16 protein-coding genes are annotated in these 13,693 nt (G+C 70.9%); 10 read left to right on the top strand and 6 right to left on the bottom strand.

The genetic code is table 11. The features are described 5' to 3' along the window. Positions 1–52: 52 nt before the first annotated feature. The 3 genes from purM (at position 53) to amcA (ending at position 2,633) form a co-directional block, all read left to right on the top strand. On the top strand, positions 53–1,207 hold the full coding sequence (purM, locus tag ACGFIW_RS10220; RefSeq protein WP_393312589.1) for a phosphoribosylformylglycinamidine cyclo-ligase: 1,155 nt from the start codon (positions 53–55) through the stop codon (positions 1,205–1,207). A 126-nt stretch (positions 1,208–1,333) separates the two neighbouring features. Then, positions 1,334–2,437, top strand: coding sequence for a cyclophane-forming radical SAM peptide maturase AmcB (amcB, locus tag ACGFIW_RS10215; RefSeq protein WP_393312800.1), 1,104 nt, complete (start codon positions 1,334–1,336; stop codon positions 2,435–2,437). Beyond that, positions 2,406–2,633 (top strand): multiple cyclophane-containing RiPP AmcA, encoded by a 228-nt coding sequence (gene amcA / locus ACGFIW_RS10210; RefSeq protein ID WP_393312587.1) that lies wholly within the window; start codon positions 2,406–2,408, stop codon positions 2,631–2,633. Before amcB ends, amcA begins: the two co-directional genes overlap by 32 nt. A 129-nt stretch (positions 2,634–2,762) precedes the next feature. Here the strand turns inward: amcA and ACGFIW_RS10205 are convergent, their stop codons facing one another. Further along, positions 2,763–2,978: a DUF3073 domain-containing protein gene (locus tag ACGFIW_RS10205; RefSeq protein WP_030332207.1), complete on the bottom strand. Its 216-nt coding sequence runs from the start codon at positions 2,976–2,978 to the stop codon at positions 2,763–2,765. 300 nt (positions 2,979–3,278) lie between these two features. Then, positions 3,279–4,361: a Glu/Leu/Phe/Val dehydrogenase gene (locus tag ACGFIW_RS10200; RefSeq protein WP_393312585.1), complete on the bottom strand. Its 1,083-nt coding sequence runs from the start codon at positions 4,359–4,361 to the stop codon at positions 3,279–3,281. Between the two features lie 193 nt (positions 4,362–4,554). On the opposite strand from ACGFIW_RS10200, the gene ACGFIW_RS10195 reads away from it, so the two are divergent. Both ACGFIW_RS10195 and ACGFIW_RS10190 read left to right on the top strand, forming a co-directional pair. After that, positions 4,555–5,394: a hypothetical protein gene (locus ACGFIW_RS10195; RefSeq protein ID WP_393312583.1), complete on the top strand. Its 840-nt coding sequence runs from the start codon at positions 4,555–4,557 to the stop codon at positions 5,392–5,394. Between the two features lie 251 nt (positions 5,395–5,645). Further along, positions 5,646–5,855: a BldC family transcriptional regulator gene (locus ACGFIW_RS10190; RefSeq protein WP_007073996.1), complete on the top strand. Its 210-nt coding sequence runs from the start codon at positions 5,646–5,648 to the stop codon at positions 5,853–5,855. 79 nt (positions 5,856–5,934) lie between these two features. On the opposite strand, the gene ACGFIW_RS10185 is transcribed toward ACGFIW_RS10190, so the two are convergent. After that, positions 5,935–6,324: a PPOX class F420-dependent oxidoreductase gene (locus ACGFIW_RS10185; protein WP_357068919.1), complete on the bottom strand. Its 390-nt coding sequence runs from the start codon at positions 6,322–6,324 to the stop codon at positions 5,935–5,937. 54 nt (positions 6,325–6,378) lie between these two features. On the opposite strand from ACGFIW_RS10185, the gene ACGFIW_RS10180 reads away from it, so the two are divergent. After that, complete coding sequence (locus ACGFIW_RS10180) at positions 6,379–7,158, top strand: methyltransferase domain-containing protein (protein ID WP_393312581.1); 780 nt, start codon at positions 6,379–6,381, stop codon at positions 7,156–7,158. Between the two features lie 43 nt (positions 7,159–7,201). Here ACGFIW_RS10180 and ACGFIW_RS10175 read toward each other — a convergent pair whose 3' ends face one another. Next, on the bottom strand, positions 7,202–7,489 hold the full coding sequence (locus ACGFIW_RS10175) for a hypothetical protein (protein WP_357555780.1): 288 nt from the start codon (positions 7,487–7,489) through the stop codon (positions 7,202–7,204). Positions 7,490–7,667: 178 nt separating this feature from the next. On the opposite strand from ACGFIW_RS10175, the gene ACGFIW_RS10170 reads away from it, so the two are divergent. After that, on the top strand, positions 7,668–8,525 hold the full coding sequence (locus tag ACGFIW_RS10170) for a 3-hydroxyacyl-CoA dehydrogenase family protein (RefSeq protein WP_393312579.1): 858 nt from the start codon (positions 7,668–7,670) through the stop codon (positions 8,523–8,525). Between the two features lie 46 nt (positions 8,526–8,571). Next, positions 8,572–9,315 (top strand): enoyl-CoA hydratase/isomerase family protein, encoded by a 744-nt coding sequence (locus ACGFIW_RS10165; RefSeq protein ID WP_393312577.1) that lies wholly within the window; start codon positions 8,572–8,574, stop codon positions 9,313–9,315. A gap of 251 nt (positions 9,316–9,566) precedes the next feature. Here the strand turns inward: ACGFIW_RS10165 and ACGFIW_RS10160 are convergent, their stop codons facing one another. Next, on the bottom strand, positions 9,567–10,910 hold the full coding sequence (locus ACGFIW_RS10160) for an ABC transporter substrate-binding protein (RefSeq protein WP_393312575.1): 1,344 nt from the start codon (positions 10,908–10,910) through the stop codon (positions 9,567–9,569). 156 nt (positions 10,911–11,066) lie between these two features. Between ACGFIW_RS10160 and ACGFIW_RS10155 the strand changes: the two genes are divergently transcribed. Further along, positions 11,067–11,456 carry a hypothetical protein gene (locus tag ACGFIW_RS10155; RefSeq protein WP_393312573.1) on the top strand — a complete coding sequence of 130 codons (390 nt, stop codon included), beginning with the start codon at positions 11,067–11,069 and terminating at the stop codon, positions 11,454–11,456. Between the two features lie 103 nt (positions 11,457–11,559). Beyond that, positions 11,560–12,267, top strand: coding sequence for a DUF2786 domain-containing protein (locus ACGFIW_RS10150; protein WP_393312571.1), 708 nt, complete (start codon positions 11,560–11,562; stop codon positions 12,265–12,267). Positions 12,268–12,403: 136 nt separating this feature from the next. Here ACGFIW_RS10150 and ACGFIW_RS10145 read toward each other — a convergent pair whose 3' ends face one another. Next, positions 12,404–12,931, bottom strand: coding sequence for an SRPBCC family protein (locus ACGFIW_RS10145; protein WP_393312569.1), 528 nt, complete (start codon positions 12,929–12,931; stop codon positions 12,404–12,406). Positions 12,932–13,693 lie beyond the last annotated feature (762 nt).

Genomic DNA, 13,693 nt, shown 5'->3' with positions numbered 1-13,693 from the left:
CGGCGCGGCCCGGCCACCGCCGGTGCGGCACCGAGAACCAAAGGGGAGAACCGTGACGCACGTGTCCGAGCGCAGCGGCGCAGGAAGCAGCCCGACCGGCGCCGGCGGCGACCGACAGCCCTGGACGGGCGGTGCCGGCCGGCAGGCTCGCAAACGCTCGGTCTCGTACGCCGACGCCGGAGTCTCCATCGACGCGGGTGACCGCGCGGTGCAGCTGCTCAAGTCGAAGGTGCGCGAGACCCGGCGCCCCGAGGTGATGGGTGACCTCGGCGGGTTCGCCGGTCTGTTCCGGCTGGACACGAAGAAGTACAAGAGCCCGATCCTGGCGTCCTCCACCGACGGGGTGGGCACCAAGCTGGTGATCGCCCAGCAGATGGACATCCACGACACGGTCGGCATCGACCTGGTCGCGATGGTCGTGGACGACCTGGTGGCCTGCGGTGCCGAGCCGCTGTTCCTGCTCGACTACATCGCCACCGGCGAGGTCGTACCGGACAAGGTCGCCGAGATCGGCGCGGGCATCGCCGACGGCTGCCGCTACGCCGGCTGCGCGCTGTTGGGCGGGGAGACCGCCGAGCACCCCGGCGTGCTCCGCCCGGACGAGTACGACATCTCCGCGACAGGTGTGGGCGTGGTCGAGGAAGCCGACATCCTCAGCCCGGATCGGGTCGAGGTGGGTGACGTGGTGATCGCCATGCGCTCGTCCGGCCTGCACTCCAACGGCTACTCGCTGGTCCGGCACGTGCTGCTCGGCGCGGCTCGGATGCGACTGGACATCGTGATCGACGACTTCGGTCGGCAGCGCACCCTGGGTGAGGAGCTGCTCACGCCGACCAAGATCTACGCCAAGGACTGCCTCAAGCTGATCGCCGAGGCCGAGGTGCGGGCGCTGTCCCACATCACCGGCGGCGGCATCCCCGGCAACCTGGTCCGGGTGCTGCCGGAGCACGTCGACGCGGTGGTCAACCGGTCCACCTGGAAGCCGCAGCCGATCTTCGATCTGATCCAGTCGAAGGGTCGCATCGACGATCACGACATGGAGTCGACCTTCAACATGGGTGTCGGCATGTTCGCGATCGTGTCGGCCGAGGACGCTGACCGGGCGCTGGCGACGCTGACCGGCCGTGGGGTCGAGGCGTGGCAGGCCGGCGAGATCATCGAGGGCACCGGCAACGTGCAGATGGTCGGTCAGCACACCCGAGGTTGAGCACGCACTGGCAATCGTACGGGCACCTGATCAGGGCTTCACCCAAGTGGCCAATGCCGCCTAGCCTGAAGGGCTCAGGCTAGGCGGAGGAGGGTGATGGCTGCTCGGGGACAGGCGTTCAGCGGGATGCGCGGTCTGGCGGCCGTCCCGTCGTACGTCGTCATGCAGCCGACCACCCTCTGCAACCTGGACTGCGCGTATTGTTACCTGCCGTTTCGGGCCGTCGACCGGCGGATGCCGGTTGCGGTGGCCGCTGCGGTCGCGGCGGCGGTCAACCCCTGGGCGACGGCCGGCCGGTTCTCGGTGGTCTGGCACGGCGGTGAGCCGTTGGCGGCCGGCCGGGAGCACCTGGCCGACCTGATGGCGCCGTTCGGGCCCGAGGTCGAGCATCACGTGCAGACCAACGCCACGTTGATCGACGACGAGTGGTGCGCCTTCTTCGCCCGGCACGAGATGCGGGTGAGCGTGAGCGTGGACGGGCCGCGGGCGCGCAACGGTGACCGCGTCAACCGGGGTGGCCAGCCGGCGTACGACCGGATCCTGCGGGGCGTCGCCGCGCTGCGGCGGCACGGCCTGCCCTTCTCCGCGTTGGCCGTGGTCTCTCGGCCGGAGCCGGGGCTGGCCACCGAGCTGTACGACTACTTCCTCGACCTGGGCTGCGACGTGCTGGGTATCAACATCGAGGAGACCGAAGGGGTCAACACCCGCGACAACAGCCACGACCCGGCGGCGGTGACCGGCTTCTGGGCCGAGCTGGTGGCGGCCTGGCGGCGCGAACCCCGAATCCACCTGCGCGAGATCGAGTGGTCGCTGCGTTACGCCGCGGCCGTACTCGACGACACGACCGACGGGGTGCTGCCCCGTCACCTGGACCCGATCCCGACGATCGGTCACGACGGCTCGGTGATCGTGCTGTCCCCGGAGCTGGGCGGTTTCACCGACCCTCGCTACGGCGACTTCAGCAGCGGCAACGTGCTGACGACCCCACTGGCGGAGATCCTCGCGGGTGCGGCGGCCACGCCGTGGGTCGGCGAGTTCCTGGCCGGTGTGGAGGCGTGCCGGGCCTCCTGCCCGTATTTCGGCTTCTGCGGTGGTGGCCATGCCGCCAACCGTTACTTCGAGCTGGGGCGTTTTGACGGCACCGAGACCGAGCACTGCCGCAACAGCAAGATCCGCCTATTGGAGGGAGTGTTGGAGCATGCCCGAGACCACCAGTCACCGGCGCCCTGAGCGCGAAGCGGAAGACGGCGTCACCGAACGGGTGCGGGAGGCAGGCCCTGCTCTCGTCGCGCTGCTACAGGAGGCCGAAGACGCGCGGAGGCTACGCTCCGAGGTTTCGGGAGGCGACGGCACAAGCGCGGTCTGCGCCTGGAACCACTTCGAGAACATCCCCACGTTCTACAACTGGAACAACCGCCCACGCTGAGTGAGCCGCGATCGGGGGCCTGTCGGGCGACCGGAGTGGTGTCGGTCGGGTCAGGCCCCTGATCGTCGGCAACTGCACAGGACGTGCGTGAGCACGCGGGAGTGCCGCGTGCTCAGTTGCGTCGAGAGGTCAGCGGGTCGGACGGACCCAGGGATCCGGATCGTCGTCCGCGTGATCCTCATCATCGTCGTCGACGAACTCTTTAGAGTCGTCGTCGAAGTGGTGCTCAGACTTACCAGCACCCGCCAGTTCGCGCTGCAAGGCGGTGAGGTCGGTGTTCGGGGAGTGGTACTTCAACTCCCGCGCCACCTTCGTCTGCTTGGCCTTAGCACGGCCGCGCCCCATGGCTCGACCCCCTCGCACAGAATGCGGGGCAGCCCGAAGGCGGGCCCCGATGACGTCAGGCATCTCTCGTAGCTCTTACGGTACATGGGGATGCCATCGTTCGGCACCTCGGGTTACCGTCAGCCGGCTCTGCGCGTCGCGTCGATCCGGTCGTCACCCAGTGTACCGGGTAAGGAGCGGAACGGTTAGCACCCGTGACACCGGACAAACCGCATCAAAGTTGACCCGACTTCAGCTTACCCACCCGCGCCGGCCACGGAGGCCCGGAGGCGGATCCCATCGACCCGCCTCCGGGAACGCTCAGCGCAGGTGGATCCCGCGCAGCCGGCCGATGTCCGCCATCCGCCGCTCCGCCAGCCGGTCGGCGGCCACCGCCGGCGGCACGCCCTCGGCGTCGGCCATGCGCAGGATCTCGCGGGTGGTGTCGTAGATCCCGGTCGCCCGGAGCTTCGCCCGCTCGAAGTTGAAGCCCTCGATCTCGTCGGCCACCTGGATGACGCCGCCCGCGTTGACGACGTAGTCCGGTGCGTAGAGGATGCCCCGATCGGCCAGCAGCTTCTCGATGCCCGGGTGGGCGAGCTGGTTGTTGGCCGCACCCGCCACCACCTTGGCGCGCAGCGCCGGCACGGTGTCGTCGTTCAGGGCGCCACCCAGCGCGCAGGGCGCGTACACGTCGATGTCCGCGGCGGCCAGCGCGCTGGCGTCGTCGATCAGGACGACCTGCGGGTGGTTGGCGCGCACCCAGGCCAGCGCCTTCGGGTTGACGTCGGTGGCGACCACCTCGGCACCGTCTTCGAGAAGGTGCCCGGTGAGGTACTTGCCGACCTTGCCCAACCCGGCCACACCGATCCGACGGCCCCGCAGGCTCGGGGTGCCCCAGAGGTGCTCGGCGGCCGCCCGCATGCCCTGGAAGACGCCCCAGGCGGTGAGGATCGACGAGTCACCGGCGCCGCCGTGCTCCACGCTGCGCCCGGTCACGTAGCGGGTCTCCCGGGCCACGACGTCCATGTCCGCCACGTAGGTGCCGACGTCGCAGGCGGTGTAGTAGCGACCGCCGAGCGACTCCACGAAGCGACCGTACGCGCGCAGCAACGCCTCGCTCTTGATCTGCTCCGGGTCGCCCCAGATGACGGCCTTGCCACCGCCCAGGTCCAGACCGGCGAGCGCGTTCTTGTACGCCATTCCGCGCGACAGGTCGAGCACGTCGGCGAGGGCGTCCTCCTCGCTGGCGTACGGGTAGAAGCGGGTGCCGCCGAGCGCCGGCCCCAGCGCCGTGGAGTAGATCCCGATGATCGCCTTCAGGCCACTCTGCTTGTCCTGGCAGAAGACGACCTGTTCGTGACCTGTCGATACCGGGTCGTCGGTGCTCGCGAATACACCCATTGTTGGCTCCTGGAGTGGTGTGCGCCCTTGTGGAACGCGGACCTGGTGGACGCCGGCGGGGATGCTGCCGGTGTGATCGAGCCTAGTATCGGCCGCCGTGCGGGTGCTCGACGCGCCGCCGCCGTCCCACGTTGCGGCGCGCGTGGTCCGGCCGCTGACCGCGTACGGCTGCGGTTCGTGGGAGGATCGCGCCGTGCCGTCGCTTTTCGCTTCTTACCTGCGCGTGTACGAACCGTTGACCGCCTTCGACCGAGACCGGCAGAGCTACTGGCGCCGCTATGTCGCCGAGGGGCGGGCGGTGGCCCCGGTCGAGGGTCCCGGTCGGCAGCGGACGGCGGTGATCGAGGCGCTGGGCGCTGGCTGGACCCGGCTGCCGGACCTGCCCGAGGAGGCGTACGTCCTGGAGACGGACGACAGCCTGCTGGTCTGCCCGTGGAACTTGCGGATCCGGGTCGCTGAGGCCGCCCTCAGCGCCCGGGACGGGGTGCCCTCGGTGCTCGCCGACGCCTTCGTGCCGCCGGTGCTCGCCGGGCAGGCCAGGGCGGTGGTCGACGACTGGCGCAGCGGAGCCCGGGTGCTGGAGCACGGGGTGCCCCGGGTGCACGAGCAGATCGCCACCTGGGGAGTGCCGCTGCGCTGGTTCGTGCTCTTCGAGCCGGCCGAACGGGACCTGGTCACCGAGCCGGGTCGACGGGCGCTGCGCTACCGCACGGAGATCTCCAAGGCCCGCCGTCGGTCGTCCCGGGCGCTGTCCGTGTTGCGCAAGTCGGTGGGCGAGGCGCCGATCACCGAGGCGGTGGAGGAGGCGGCGCGCTGGCTGGAGGAGTTCCATCCCCGGTCGGTCGTCGAACTGGACTACGGCGGCCTGGTCGATCTTCTCCCCGACGAGACTCTCGCGGCGGACGACTCGCCGGAGTTGGTCGCCAGCGGCCTGGCGGGGCTGTCGCGCGGCGAGGCCGAGGAGGCGTCCGCCGCGTACGACAAGCTGGTGGCCCGCTGGCGCGCGGTGCAGTTGCTGGAGCGGTGCAATTAGGGACAAATGCTCGTAGGAGCGCTCCCAAGGTGAGGCGTGCTCGTAGTTGACGCATCACGAACCGTGATCATGAGTCCGAATAAGGTGGTTTCTGCCGTGTAAAAGTCGTAAAAATCGGGCATGGTTCATCCGTCCGTCTAGGGACCTTCATCCGTTCGGCCCATGTCGGACATCGGGGACTAGCCGGACCATGGGAGACGCGTCGGCCGGCGGGACCCCGGCCGATGTCTATACATGTGGAGGAGTGACCGATGGCATCGCGAACGCACGAACCAGAGCCGCTACTCACGCCGGCCGAGGTGGCGTCGATGTTCCGTGTCGACCCGAAGACGGTGACCCGGTGGGCCAAGGCGGGCAAGCTCAGCGCCATCCGCACCCTGGGTGGGCACCGTCGCTACCGCGAGTCGGAGGTCAGGGCGCTGTTGCAGGGCCAGATCCCGCAGCAGCGGCAGGGTGACTGAGCGGCACAATTTTTCCGGTCAGGGGCGGTGGATCTCGATCCGCCGCCCCTTTCCATGCCCGACCGAGGCCCGACCGCCCTCAGCGCCGGCCCTCGGCCAGCGTCACGCGGATGCCGACGGTGCCGCCCTCGCCGCGACGCAGCCGGCTGCCCAGCAGGCTCAACCGGCCGATCACGCGGTACTTGTGCTTGAGTAGGTCGCGAATCCGACCGGTGTCACCGCCGCCACAGATCGTCGCGTGGGCCGGCACCTCCGCCCCGTGCGGACGCCCCCGCACGTCGCAGGGTGCCAGGGTCACGTCGCCGTTGTTGCGGATCCGTTTGACCTTGCCGGAGTCGGCCCGGGTCCAGACCGCCAGAGCCTCGCCGTCGCGGACCGCCCAGACCGGGGTCGGCACCGCCCGACCGTCCTTGCGGAAGGTCGTGAGCAGGAGGTATTTCTCGGCGGACAGCCGGTCCAACATGGTCACGCCGCCAGGATACGACCGCTGCGGGCCAACCAGTGGCCGGATAGCGTGAACGCCGTGACGGGCGAGCCTCAAATCGGTGACGTGGTCGGCGAGCTGCTGCGGGACACGCTTGCCGTGGCCACCGGGGTGGGCCCTCGGCCGCTGGTCGGCGGTCGACTTCCCCGACCGGTCATCGAGATCATCGAGCGGGACGACGGGCTGATCAACGGCGCGCCGGCCGCGCACTACCTGGACGGGCCGCAGGAATGGCAGCCGTACGACCACCGGGCGGTGGACCGGGTCCGCGGCGAGACCCTCGACATCGGCACCGGCGCCGGCCGGATCGCGCTGCTGCTCCAGGAGCGCGGCGTACCGGTCACCGGGCTGGACACCTCCGCCGGGGCGCTGGCGGTCAGCCGGCGTCGCGGCGTGCGGCGGGTGGTGCACGGCACCGTCGACACGCACGTCGCCGACGGTCACCGGTACGACACGTTCCTGCTGCTCGGCAACAACCTCGGGCTGTTCGAGGGCCGGCAGCGTGCCCCCGGGTTCCTGGCCGCGCTCGCCGCGCTGGCCCGGCCGGGGGCGCAGATCATCGCGCACGGCACCGACCCGTACGGCACCCGCGACCCACTGCACACCGGCTACCACGAGCGCAACCGCCGTCGGGGCCGGCTGGGCGGGCAGCTGCGGCTCCGGCTGCGCTACCGCGAGCTGAGCACCGAATGGTTCGACTACCTGGTCTGTTCGGCTGACGAGTTCGCCGCGTTGGTGCACGGCACCGGCTGGCGGCTGACCGATGTGGACGACCGGGACGCCCCCTACTACCTGGCCACCCTGCGCCTCGCCGACTGAGCGTCGGCCCCCGCGCGACGCTGCGCAGGGGCCGTCGTACAGCTCAGACCTGGACGGTCGGGGGAAGCTCCTCGGGCGGCATGCCGCCGTCGCCGTCGACTACCTCGTCCGGGGTGCCGTCCTCGTCGATGTCGACCATGGTGATGTCCACCTTGCCGTCGCCGTCGGTGTCGAACTGGAACAGGTCGGCCTTGCCGTCGCCGTCGGTGTCCACCACCCACACGTCGGTCTTGCCGTCGTTGTTGGTGTCGGCGCGCAGCAGCTCGACCCGCTCGTCGCCTCGGGTCTCCACGATCTCCCCGCCGGTGACGCTCTCCGGTGCCTGGCTCATGTCGACTGGTTCCTTCCCTTGGTTGACGGGGCCGTCATTACCCGATCCCGCGCTCCCCCAAGCATGGGCCGGGTCGTCGAGCTGTCTAGGGTCGCACCATGAGCGAGCGGAGCGGGCGAGACACCCAGCTCGGTGCGGCGGGGACCCCGCGCGCCGGCGGGCGGGACAGGGAGGCGTGATGAGCGGACGTTTCGTGGTCGTCGGTGCCGGCACGATGGGGCTCGGCATCGCGTACGTGGCGGCCGGGGCCGGGCACGCCGTCGAGTTGGTCGAGGTGGACCCGGAGCGGGGCGCCGCGGCGCTGAACCGGCTCGCCGAGCTGTGGGAACGAGCCGTGCAGCGCGGCAAGCTGAGCGCCGACGAGGCCGCCGCGCACCGGCAGCGGGTCACGCTGCGCCCGACCCTCGCCGACGTCGCCCCCGCCCCCGACGTGATCGTGGAGGCGGTGCCGGAGCGGCTCGACCTGAAGCGAGCCGTGCTGGGCGACGCCGCGGCGCTGCGCCCGGCGCTGCTGGCCAGCAACACCTCAAGCATCGCCATCGGCGAGCTGGCCGCCGGGCTGGACGCACCCGAGCGCTTCCTCGGCCTGCACTTCTTCAACCCGGTCTGGGCGATGGCGCTCCTGGAGATCGTGGTCGGCCCGGCCACCGCCGAGGAGACCACCGCCGCGGCCGTCGCGCTCGCCGGCCGGCTGGGCAAGGACCCCGTCGTCGTACGCGACCTGCCCGGCTTCGCCACCTCCCGCCTCGGGGTCACCCTCGGGCTGGAGGCGATCCGGATGGTCGCCGACGGGGTGGCCGGTCCCGCCGACATCGACAAGGCGATGGTGCTGGGATACCGGCACCCGATCGGGCCGTTGGAACTCACCGACCTGGTCGGCCTCGACGTGCGGCTGGACATCGCCCGTACCCTCCAGGCCGCGTACGGGGACCGCTTCGCGCCGCCACCGCTGCTCGTGGAGATGGTGGACGAGGGGCGGCTGGGAAAGAAGTCGGGCCACGGCTTCTACCTGTGGAACGACGGGGTCAAGCAGTGAGCGCGTTCGCGAGCCCCACGGTCGCCAACGAGAGGTGGGCGGGGCAGTGAGCGGGCTGCGGATCGAGGAGCGACCGGACCGGCTGGTGGTGACCCTGGACCGGCCGGAGAAGCGCAACGCCATCGACGCCGACCTGATCGCCGAGTTGCACCAGGTCTGCGCCGAGTTGGAAGCCCGTCCCCGGCTGCTGCTGCTCACCGGTGGCACGGCCGGCATCTTCGCCGGCGGCGCCGACATCGCTCAACTCCGGGAGCGGGGCCGCACGGACGCCCTGGCCGCGATCAACTCGGCCGCCTTCGCGCGGATCCGGGCGCTGCCGATGCCCACGGTGGCCGCCGTCGACGGCCCGGCGCTGGGCGGTGGGGCGGAGCTGGCGTACGCCTGCGATCTGCGGGTGTGCACGGCGCGGGCGGTCTTCGGCCAGCCGGAGGTGCGGTTGGGCATCCTGGCCGGCGCGGGCGCGACGCATCGGCTACCCGCGCTGATCGGTGAGGGCCGGGCCAAGGAACTGCTCTTCACCGGGCGGCGGGTGGACGCCGCCGAGGCGCTGCGCATCGGTCTGGTGAACCGGGTGGTGGACGAGCCCGACGAGCTGCTCACGGTGGCCCACGGGCTGCTGGACGAGATCGCCCTGGGTTCGTCGCTGGCGCTGCGATTGACCAAGCTGGCGGTGGACGCGCCCGCCGCCGCGCACCCCCACCTCGATCTGGTCAGCCAGGCGGTGCTCTTCGAGGACGAGGAGAAGCACCGGCGGATGACCGAGTTCCTGGAGCGCCGCCGGCCGCGCTGATTCTGGGGGCGTTGATCGACTCGGGTTCCTGGAAGTCGCGGTGTCCCGGTCGCGCGGACCACCCGGTTTCCGTGAAGCGGAGTCGATCATCGAACACGGGCCGGCGTGGCCGGGTCGCCAGGTGGCTCGGTGGCCGGGGCTGCGGGCTTACTGGGTGGCGGGGTGTGAGCCCGCGGGTGTGGGCGTCCGGGAAACGAAAACGGCCGCACCGACGCTCGCGCCGGTGCGGCCGTTTCCTGCTTCTGGTGGTGTTACTGCCGGATCTGCACTCCGCTGTCGGCCAGCGAACGGATCACCGAGGCCGACTCGCCGAAGCCGATGATCAGTACGGCGTCCGCGCCGAAGTCCTTGATCTCCTTGGCGCCACCGGAGAAGTCCACCGGGGGAGCCTTGGCGTCGGCGGGCGGCTCGTAGGTGAGCAGCCTGAGGCGGTCGCCAGCGATGCCGGCCTTCTCCAGCTCGTCGCGGACCGTGCCCTGGAGGCCCTCACCGTAGGAGTCCTTGCGGGCGACGATGACGATCTTCTGCGATCCGTCGCGGAGGATGACGTCGGCAAGCGCCCGACCCTGGAGGCTGTCCGGCGGTGCGGTGCGGAAGTAGAGGCCACCGTCGTCCACGTCGGTCAGGCTGCTGTCGGTGTTGGACGGGGAGAAGAGGATCTTCCCGGCCTGCACCACGTCCGGCAGCACCGCCCGGGAGATGCCCGAACCACCCGCGCCGATGATCACGCTGACACCGCCCGTCACGTGCCTGGCCACCGTCGCCTTGGCCACCACCGGGCTGGTGCCGTCGTCGCCCTCGACCCACGTCACCGGCTTGCCCAGTGCGCCACCGGCGGCGTTGATCTCCCTGATCGCCAGCGCGGCGCCGGCCGCCATCGGCGGGTAGGCGAGCGCCAGGTCACCGGTCTTCGGCAGCAGACCGCCCAGGATCAGCGGCTTCTGGTCGGGGTCGACGTTCGGCCGCTGCTTCTTCGGCTTCGGTGGCGTCTTGGTGCTCGCCGCCGACTCGATGCCCGCGCCGACGAACTCGGTCTTGCCGTCGTTGATCTGCTGCCCGTCGAAGGTCAGCGTGGCGTAGCTCGCGGTGGCCGGCTCACCCTTGTCGGTGAAGCCCGCCCGGGTCAGCGAAACGCCACGGTACTCGATGTCCTGTCCGGCACGGGCCAGCGCGAGGCAACTCGCCGGGTCCTCGCAGCGCTGCCCGTCGTTGGTCACGGCGACGATCTGCTTCGCGATGGCAGCCGGGTCGGTGCTCCCGGCCAGTTGGGCGGCCAGCACGGCGACCACGACCGCGTCGTACGTCTCGGCGGAGTACACGTAGTCCGTCAGCGCCGGATTGACGGTCCGTAGCCGGCTCTTGAAGTCGTCGGGCAGTGGAACGAGTGGCGTGGTGCCCTTCATCCCGTCGACCAGACTTGCGCGTTCCTTCAACTCCGCGGGATAGGAGTTGAGCATGTTGCCGTCCGTGCCATAGAGGCGCACCTGTTGGGCGCTGGGCTCCTTGGCCTTGTCATCCCCGCAGGCGCTTGTGGCGAGCAGGATCGTCGCGCAGGCGGCCAGTGTGGCCACCCGCGAACGGCGTGATACGAGCATGGTCGTCCTTCCTCCGGCGAAGGTCCGCTGCGCACATTAGCGTGCCGGGGCCGTTGGCGGGACCGTGGAGGTGGCGTAATGCGCAGGTAGCTCGCGTTGAACACGGACAGTCACCGGTCTTCGAGTCACTTGACCGCCCGTCCTACTGTGCGCTGCGTGACGGACCTACCACAGCAGACGTTCGACGACGCGACCGCCGTGCTCCACTCGGCGCTGACCGGAGATGGGGACGCCGTGGTGGGAGCATTCGACGCGGTCGTCGACCGAGACGGCCTCAGCGGTGCGTACGGGGTGGCCTGGTGCCTGGCCGCGACGATGGTCGGTGACGCGCCAGCAGCCAGCGGAGCGGCGCTCGACTTCCCGGGAATCGACCAGGCCGACTACGACACCCGCTGGGTGGCCCGCTTCGTCAGCGCGTACGCCAATCGCGACGAACCGACAGGTGAGGCGCTGTTCGGTGCTGCGGCGGCCGACGGGCTGCTCCCGGCCTGCCTCCTCACCCTCGCCGGCTCGACGATCGCCACCCTGCGCAGCCGCGCCGAGTGATCCGCAGCCGGGCCGCGACGTCCGCCGCGACCCGGCGGGTCACCCAGCACGCGATCGTCACGCGGTCCCGGTGGTGTCCGACCGGTGTGATAGCTCTGTAGCCATGTCCGAGGCGATGCTGAGCAAGGTACGCAAGCTGCTCGCCCAGGCTGAGGACCCAGCCTGCACACCCGCCGAGGCGGAGGCGTTCACTGCCAAGGCGACCGAGTTGATCGCCCGCTACGGCGTGGACAGGGCGCTGCTCGCCGTCCGTGACCCGACCACCGACCCGGTCGGCGACCGGGTCCTGGAGATCGTCGCCCCGTACGCCCGCGACAAGGTCGGTCTGCTCGCCGCGGTCGCCGAACCACTGCGCTGCCGCTGCGTACGCCGCCGGCAGGGCAACGGCTTCACGTTGCACCTGTTCGGCTTCGCCAGCGACCTGGAACGGGTCGACCTGCTCTTCACCTCACTGCTCGTGCAGGCGGCGCACGGCCTGGCCGCCACCGAGGTGCCCGCAGACGACCATCCCGCTGCCTTCCGCCGGTCCTGGTTGGCCGGTTTCGCGGAGGTGATCGGGGGTCGGCTCTGGGCGGCGGAGACGGCGGCGGCCAGCGAGTCGGGGGCCCCGTCGGTGGCGCTGGTGCTGGCCGACCGGTCGGACCGGGTGCAGCGGCGGCTCACCGAGGAATACCCGCGGCTGCGCACCGCGCCGCCACGCAGGCTGGGCGGCACCGGCTTCGGGTCCGGGGCGGAGGCCGGCCGCCACGCGCATCTGGGCGGTCGCGACCTTGGTGCCGACACCGTCCCGGCACGGCAACTCGGCCACTGACGAGCGCGCGCCGTTCGGCCCTGCGGCGGCAGTGTGCCGGTTCGGCCTCCGGCGTTCGAGTGCCGGTTCGGCCTCCGACAGTGGTGTGGGGGCGCGGGCGGTGGTTCGGCTTCCGGGGGTCGGGTGCCGGTGACGGTCAGGCGGGGGTGGTGGGCTGGTGGCGTGACACCGTCGCGACGTAGCGGGTGAGCAGCTCGTGCCAGCCGGCGGTGAGCGCCTCGCGGTATCCCTCGGCTGCCTCGCCGTGCCTGTCGAAGTGCCGGTGCTCCAGCTCGACCCGGGTGCGCTCCGGCCCCTCGGAGTGGAACAACACCTCGACCTCGCTCGCGCGGGCCGGGTCTGGCACCGGCGCACGGTCGGGGCCGATCTGCCACACGAACACCAGCCGGCGCGGTGGGTCCCAGGTGAGCACCCGACCCCAGTCGGAGCGGAAGCCGTACGGGCCGATCTCGTAGAGCATCCCGCCAGCCCGTGGCTCCATGCCCAGCTCGGCGAGGGCGTCCGGGCCGGACCAGGTGTACTCGGTGACCCACCAGTCGGTCAGCTCGTCGGTGAAGACCACGAACGCGTGCTCGGCGGAGCCCGGGACGTGGAGGCTGCACCGTAAGGAGAACCGGTCGCCGTCCTGCCGGATGTCGGCCGGATCAGTCTTTTCCTGTCCCATAGGCCCGGACCATACCGGCTGATGCCCGCGTGTGCAGCTTCGTGTTTCGCCGGTTTTGGACAAGGGGTGGCTGATCAGTCACGGACGGGATGCTCCGCCGGAAAGCGGGTACCCGCGCCGAACGGCCCGGACGACCGGGCCGGTGTGTGCAGGCGGGTGGGAGAGCATGAGCGAGCGCGCGCAGCAGCGAGAGCCGAGCCAGGGGGACCCGGATGTCCTGCTCGACATTCCGAGGGTCTCCGTCGACTCGATCCGGCTGGCGGTCGACGGACTGGACGCCGACCTGTCGCTGCGGGCCCGGGTGGCCAACCTGATCCAGGTCGACGCCGGCGTACGGGTGCACCTGAGCAGCGCCGAGTTGGACATCGACGGGGTGCACGCCGAGGCAGAGCTGCGGGTGCGCTTGGAGCAGCTGACCAGGATCCTCGGGCGGGCACTCGACACGCTCGACCACAATCCGCAGATCATCGAGGCGCTCGCTCGGACGGCTGTCACCGCACTCGACGACGTGCACCGCGGCGCACCACAGCCGGCTCCCGGGGCCACGGCGGTCGGAGCGCGCCGCCCCGCCGGCTTACTCGACGGGCCGGGCCAGCAGGTGGGCGCGGTCGGTGCCGTCGCCGAACCGGGCCGAGCGGGCTCCGATCGACCGGGTGCCGGCCGGTCGGACCCTGATCGACCGGGTGCCGATCGGCCAGACGATCGTTCCGGCTCTGAGCGTTCTGGCTCTGAGCGTTCTGGCTCTGAGCGTTCTGGCTCTGA

It is taken from the genome of Micromonospora sp. NPDC048935 (assembly GCF_043197875.1).
In the GTDB taxonomy this organism is placed as follows: domain Bacteria; phylum Actinomycetota; class Actinomycetes; order Mycobacteriales; family Micromonosporaceae; genus Micromonospora.
Note: the sequence above shows the minus strand (reverse complement) of the source record. Positions and strands in the feature narration are given on the sequence as shown.

Excerpts from the sequence above, each read along its gene's own strand:
- ACGFIW_RS10175 (WP_357555780.1), bottom strand. The coding sequence starts at position 7,489 with ATGAGCCAGGCACCGGAGAGCGTCACCGGCGGGGAGATCGTGGAGACC.
- ACGFIW_RS10170 (WP_393312579.1), top strand. The coding sequence starts at position 7,668 with ATGAGCGGACGTTTCGTGGTCGTCGGTGCCGGCACGATGGGGCTCGGC.
- ACGFIW_RS10160 (WP_393312575.1), bottom strand. The coding sequence starts at position 10,910 with ATGCTCGTATCACGCCGTTCGCGGGTGGCCACACTGGCCGCCTGCGCG.
- ACGFIW_RS10150 (WP_393312571.1), top strand. The coding sequence starts at position 11,560 with ATGTCCGAGGCGATGCTGAGCAAGGTACGCAAGCTGCTCGCCCAGGCT.
- ACGFIW_RS10190 (WP_007073996.1), top strand. The coding sequence starts at position 5,646 with ATGGCATCGCGAACGCACGAACCAGAGCCGCTACTCACGCCGGCCGAG.
- ACGFIW_RS10145 (WP_393312569.1), bottom strand. The coding sequence starts at position 12,931 with ATGGGACAGGAAAAGACTGATCCGGCCGACATCCGGCAGGACGGCGAC.
- amcA (WP_393312587.1), top strand. The coding sequence starts at position 2,406 with ATGCCCGAGACCACCAGTCACCGGCGCCCTGAGCGCGAAGCGGAAGAC.
- ACGFIW_RS10205 (WP_030332207.1), bottom strand. The coding sequence starts at position 2,978 with ATGGGGCGCGGCCGTGCTAAGGCCAAGCAGACGAAGGTGGCGCGGGAG.
- ACGFIW_RS10200 (WP_393312585.1), bottom strand. The coding sequence starts at position 4,361 with ATGGGTGTATTCGCGAGCACCGACGACCCGGTATCGACAGGTCACGAA.
- amcB (WP_393312800.1), top strand. The coding sequence starts at position 1,334 with ATGCGCGGTCTGGCGGCCGTCCCGTCGTACGTCGTCATGCAGCCGACC.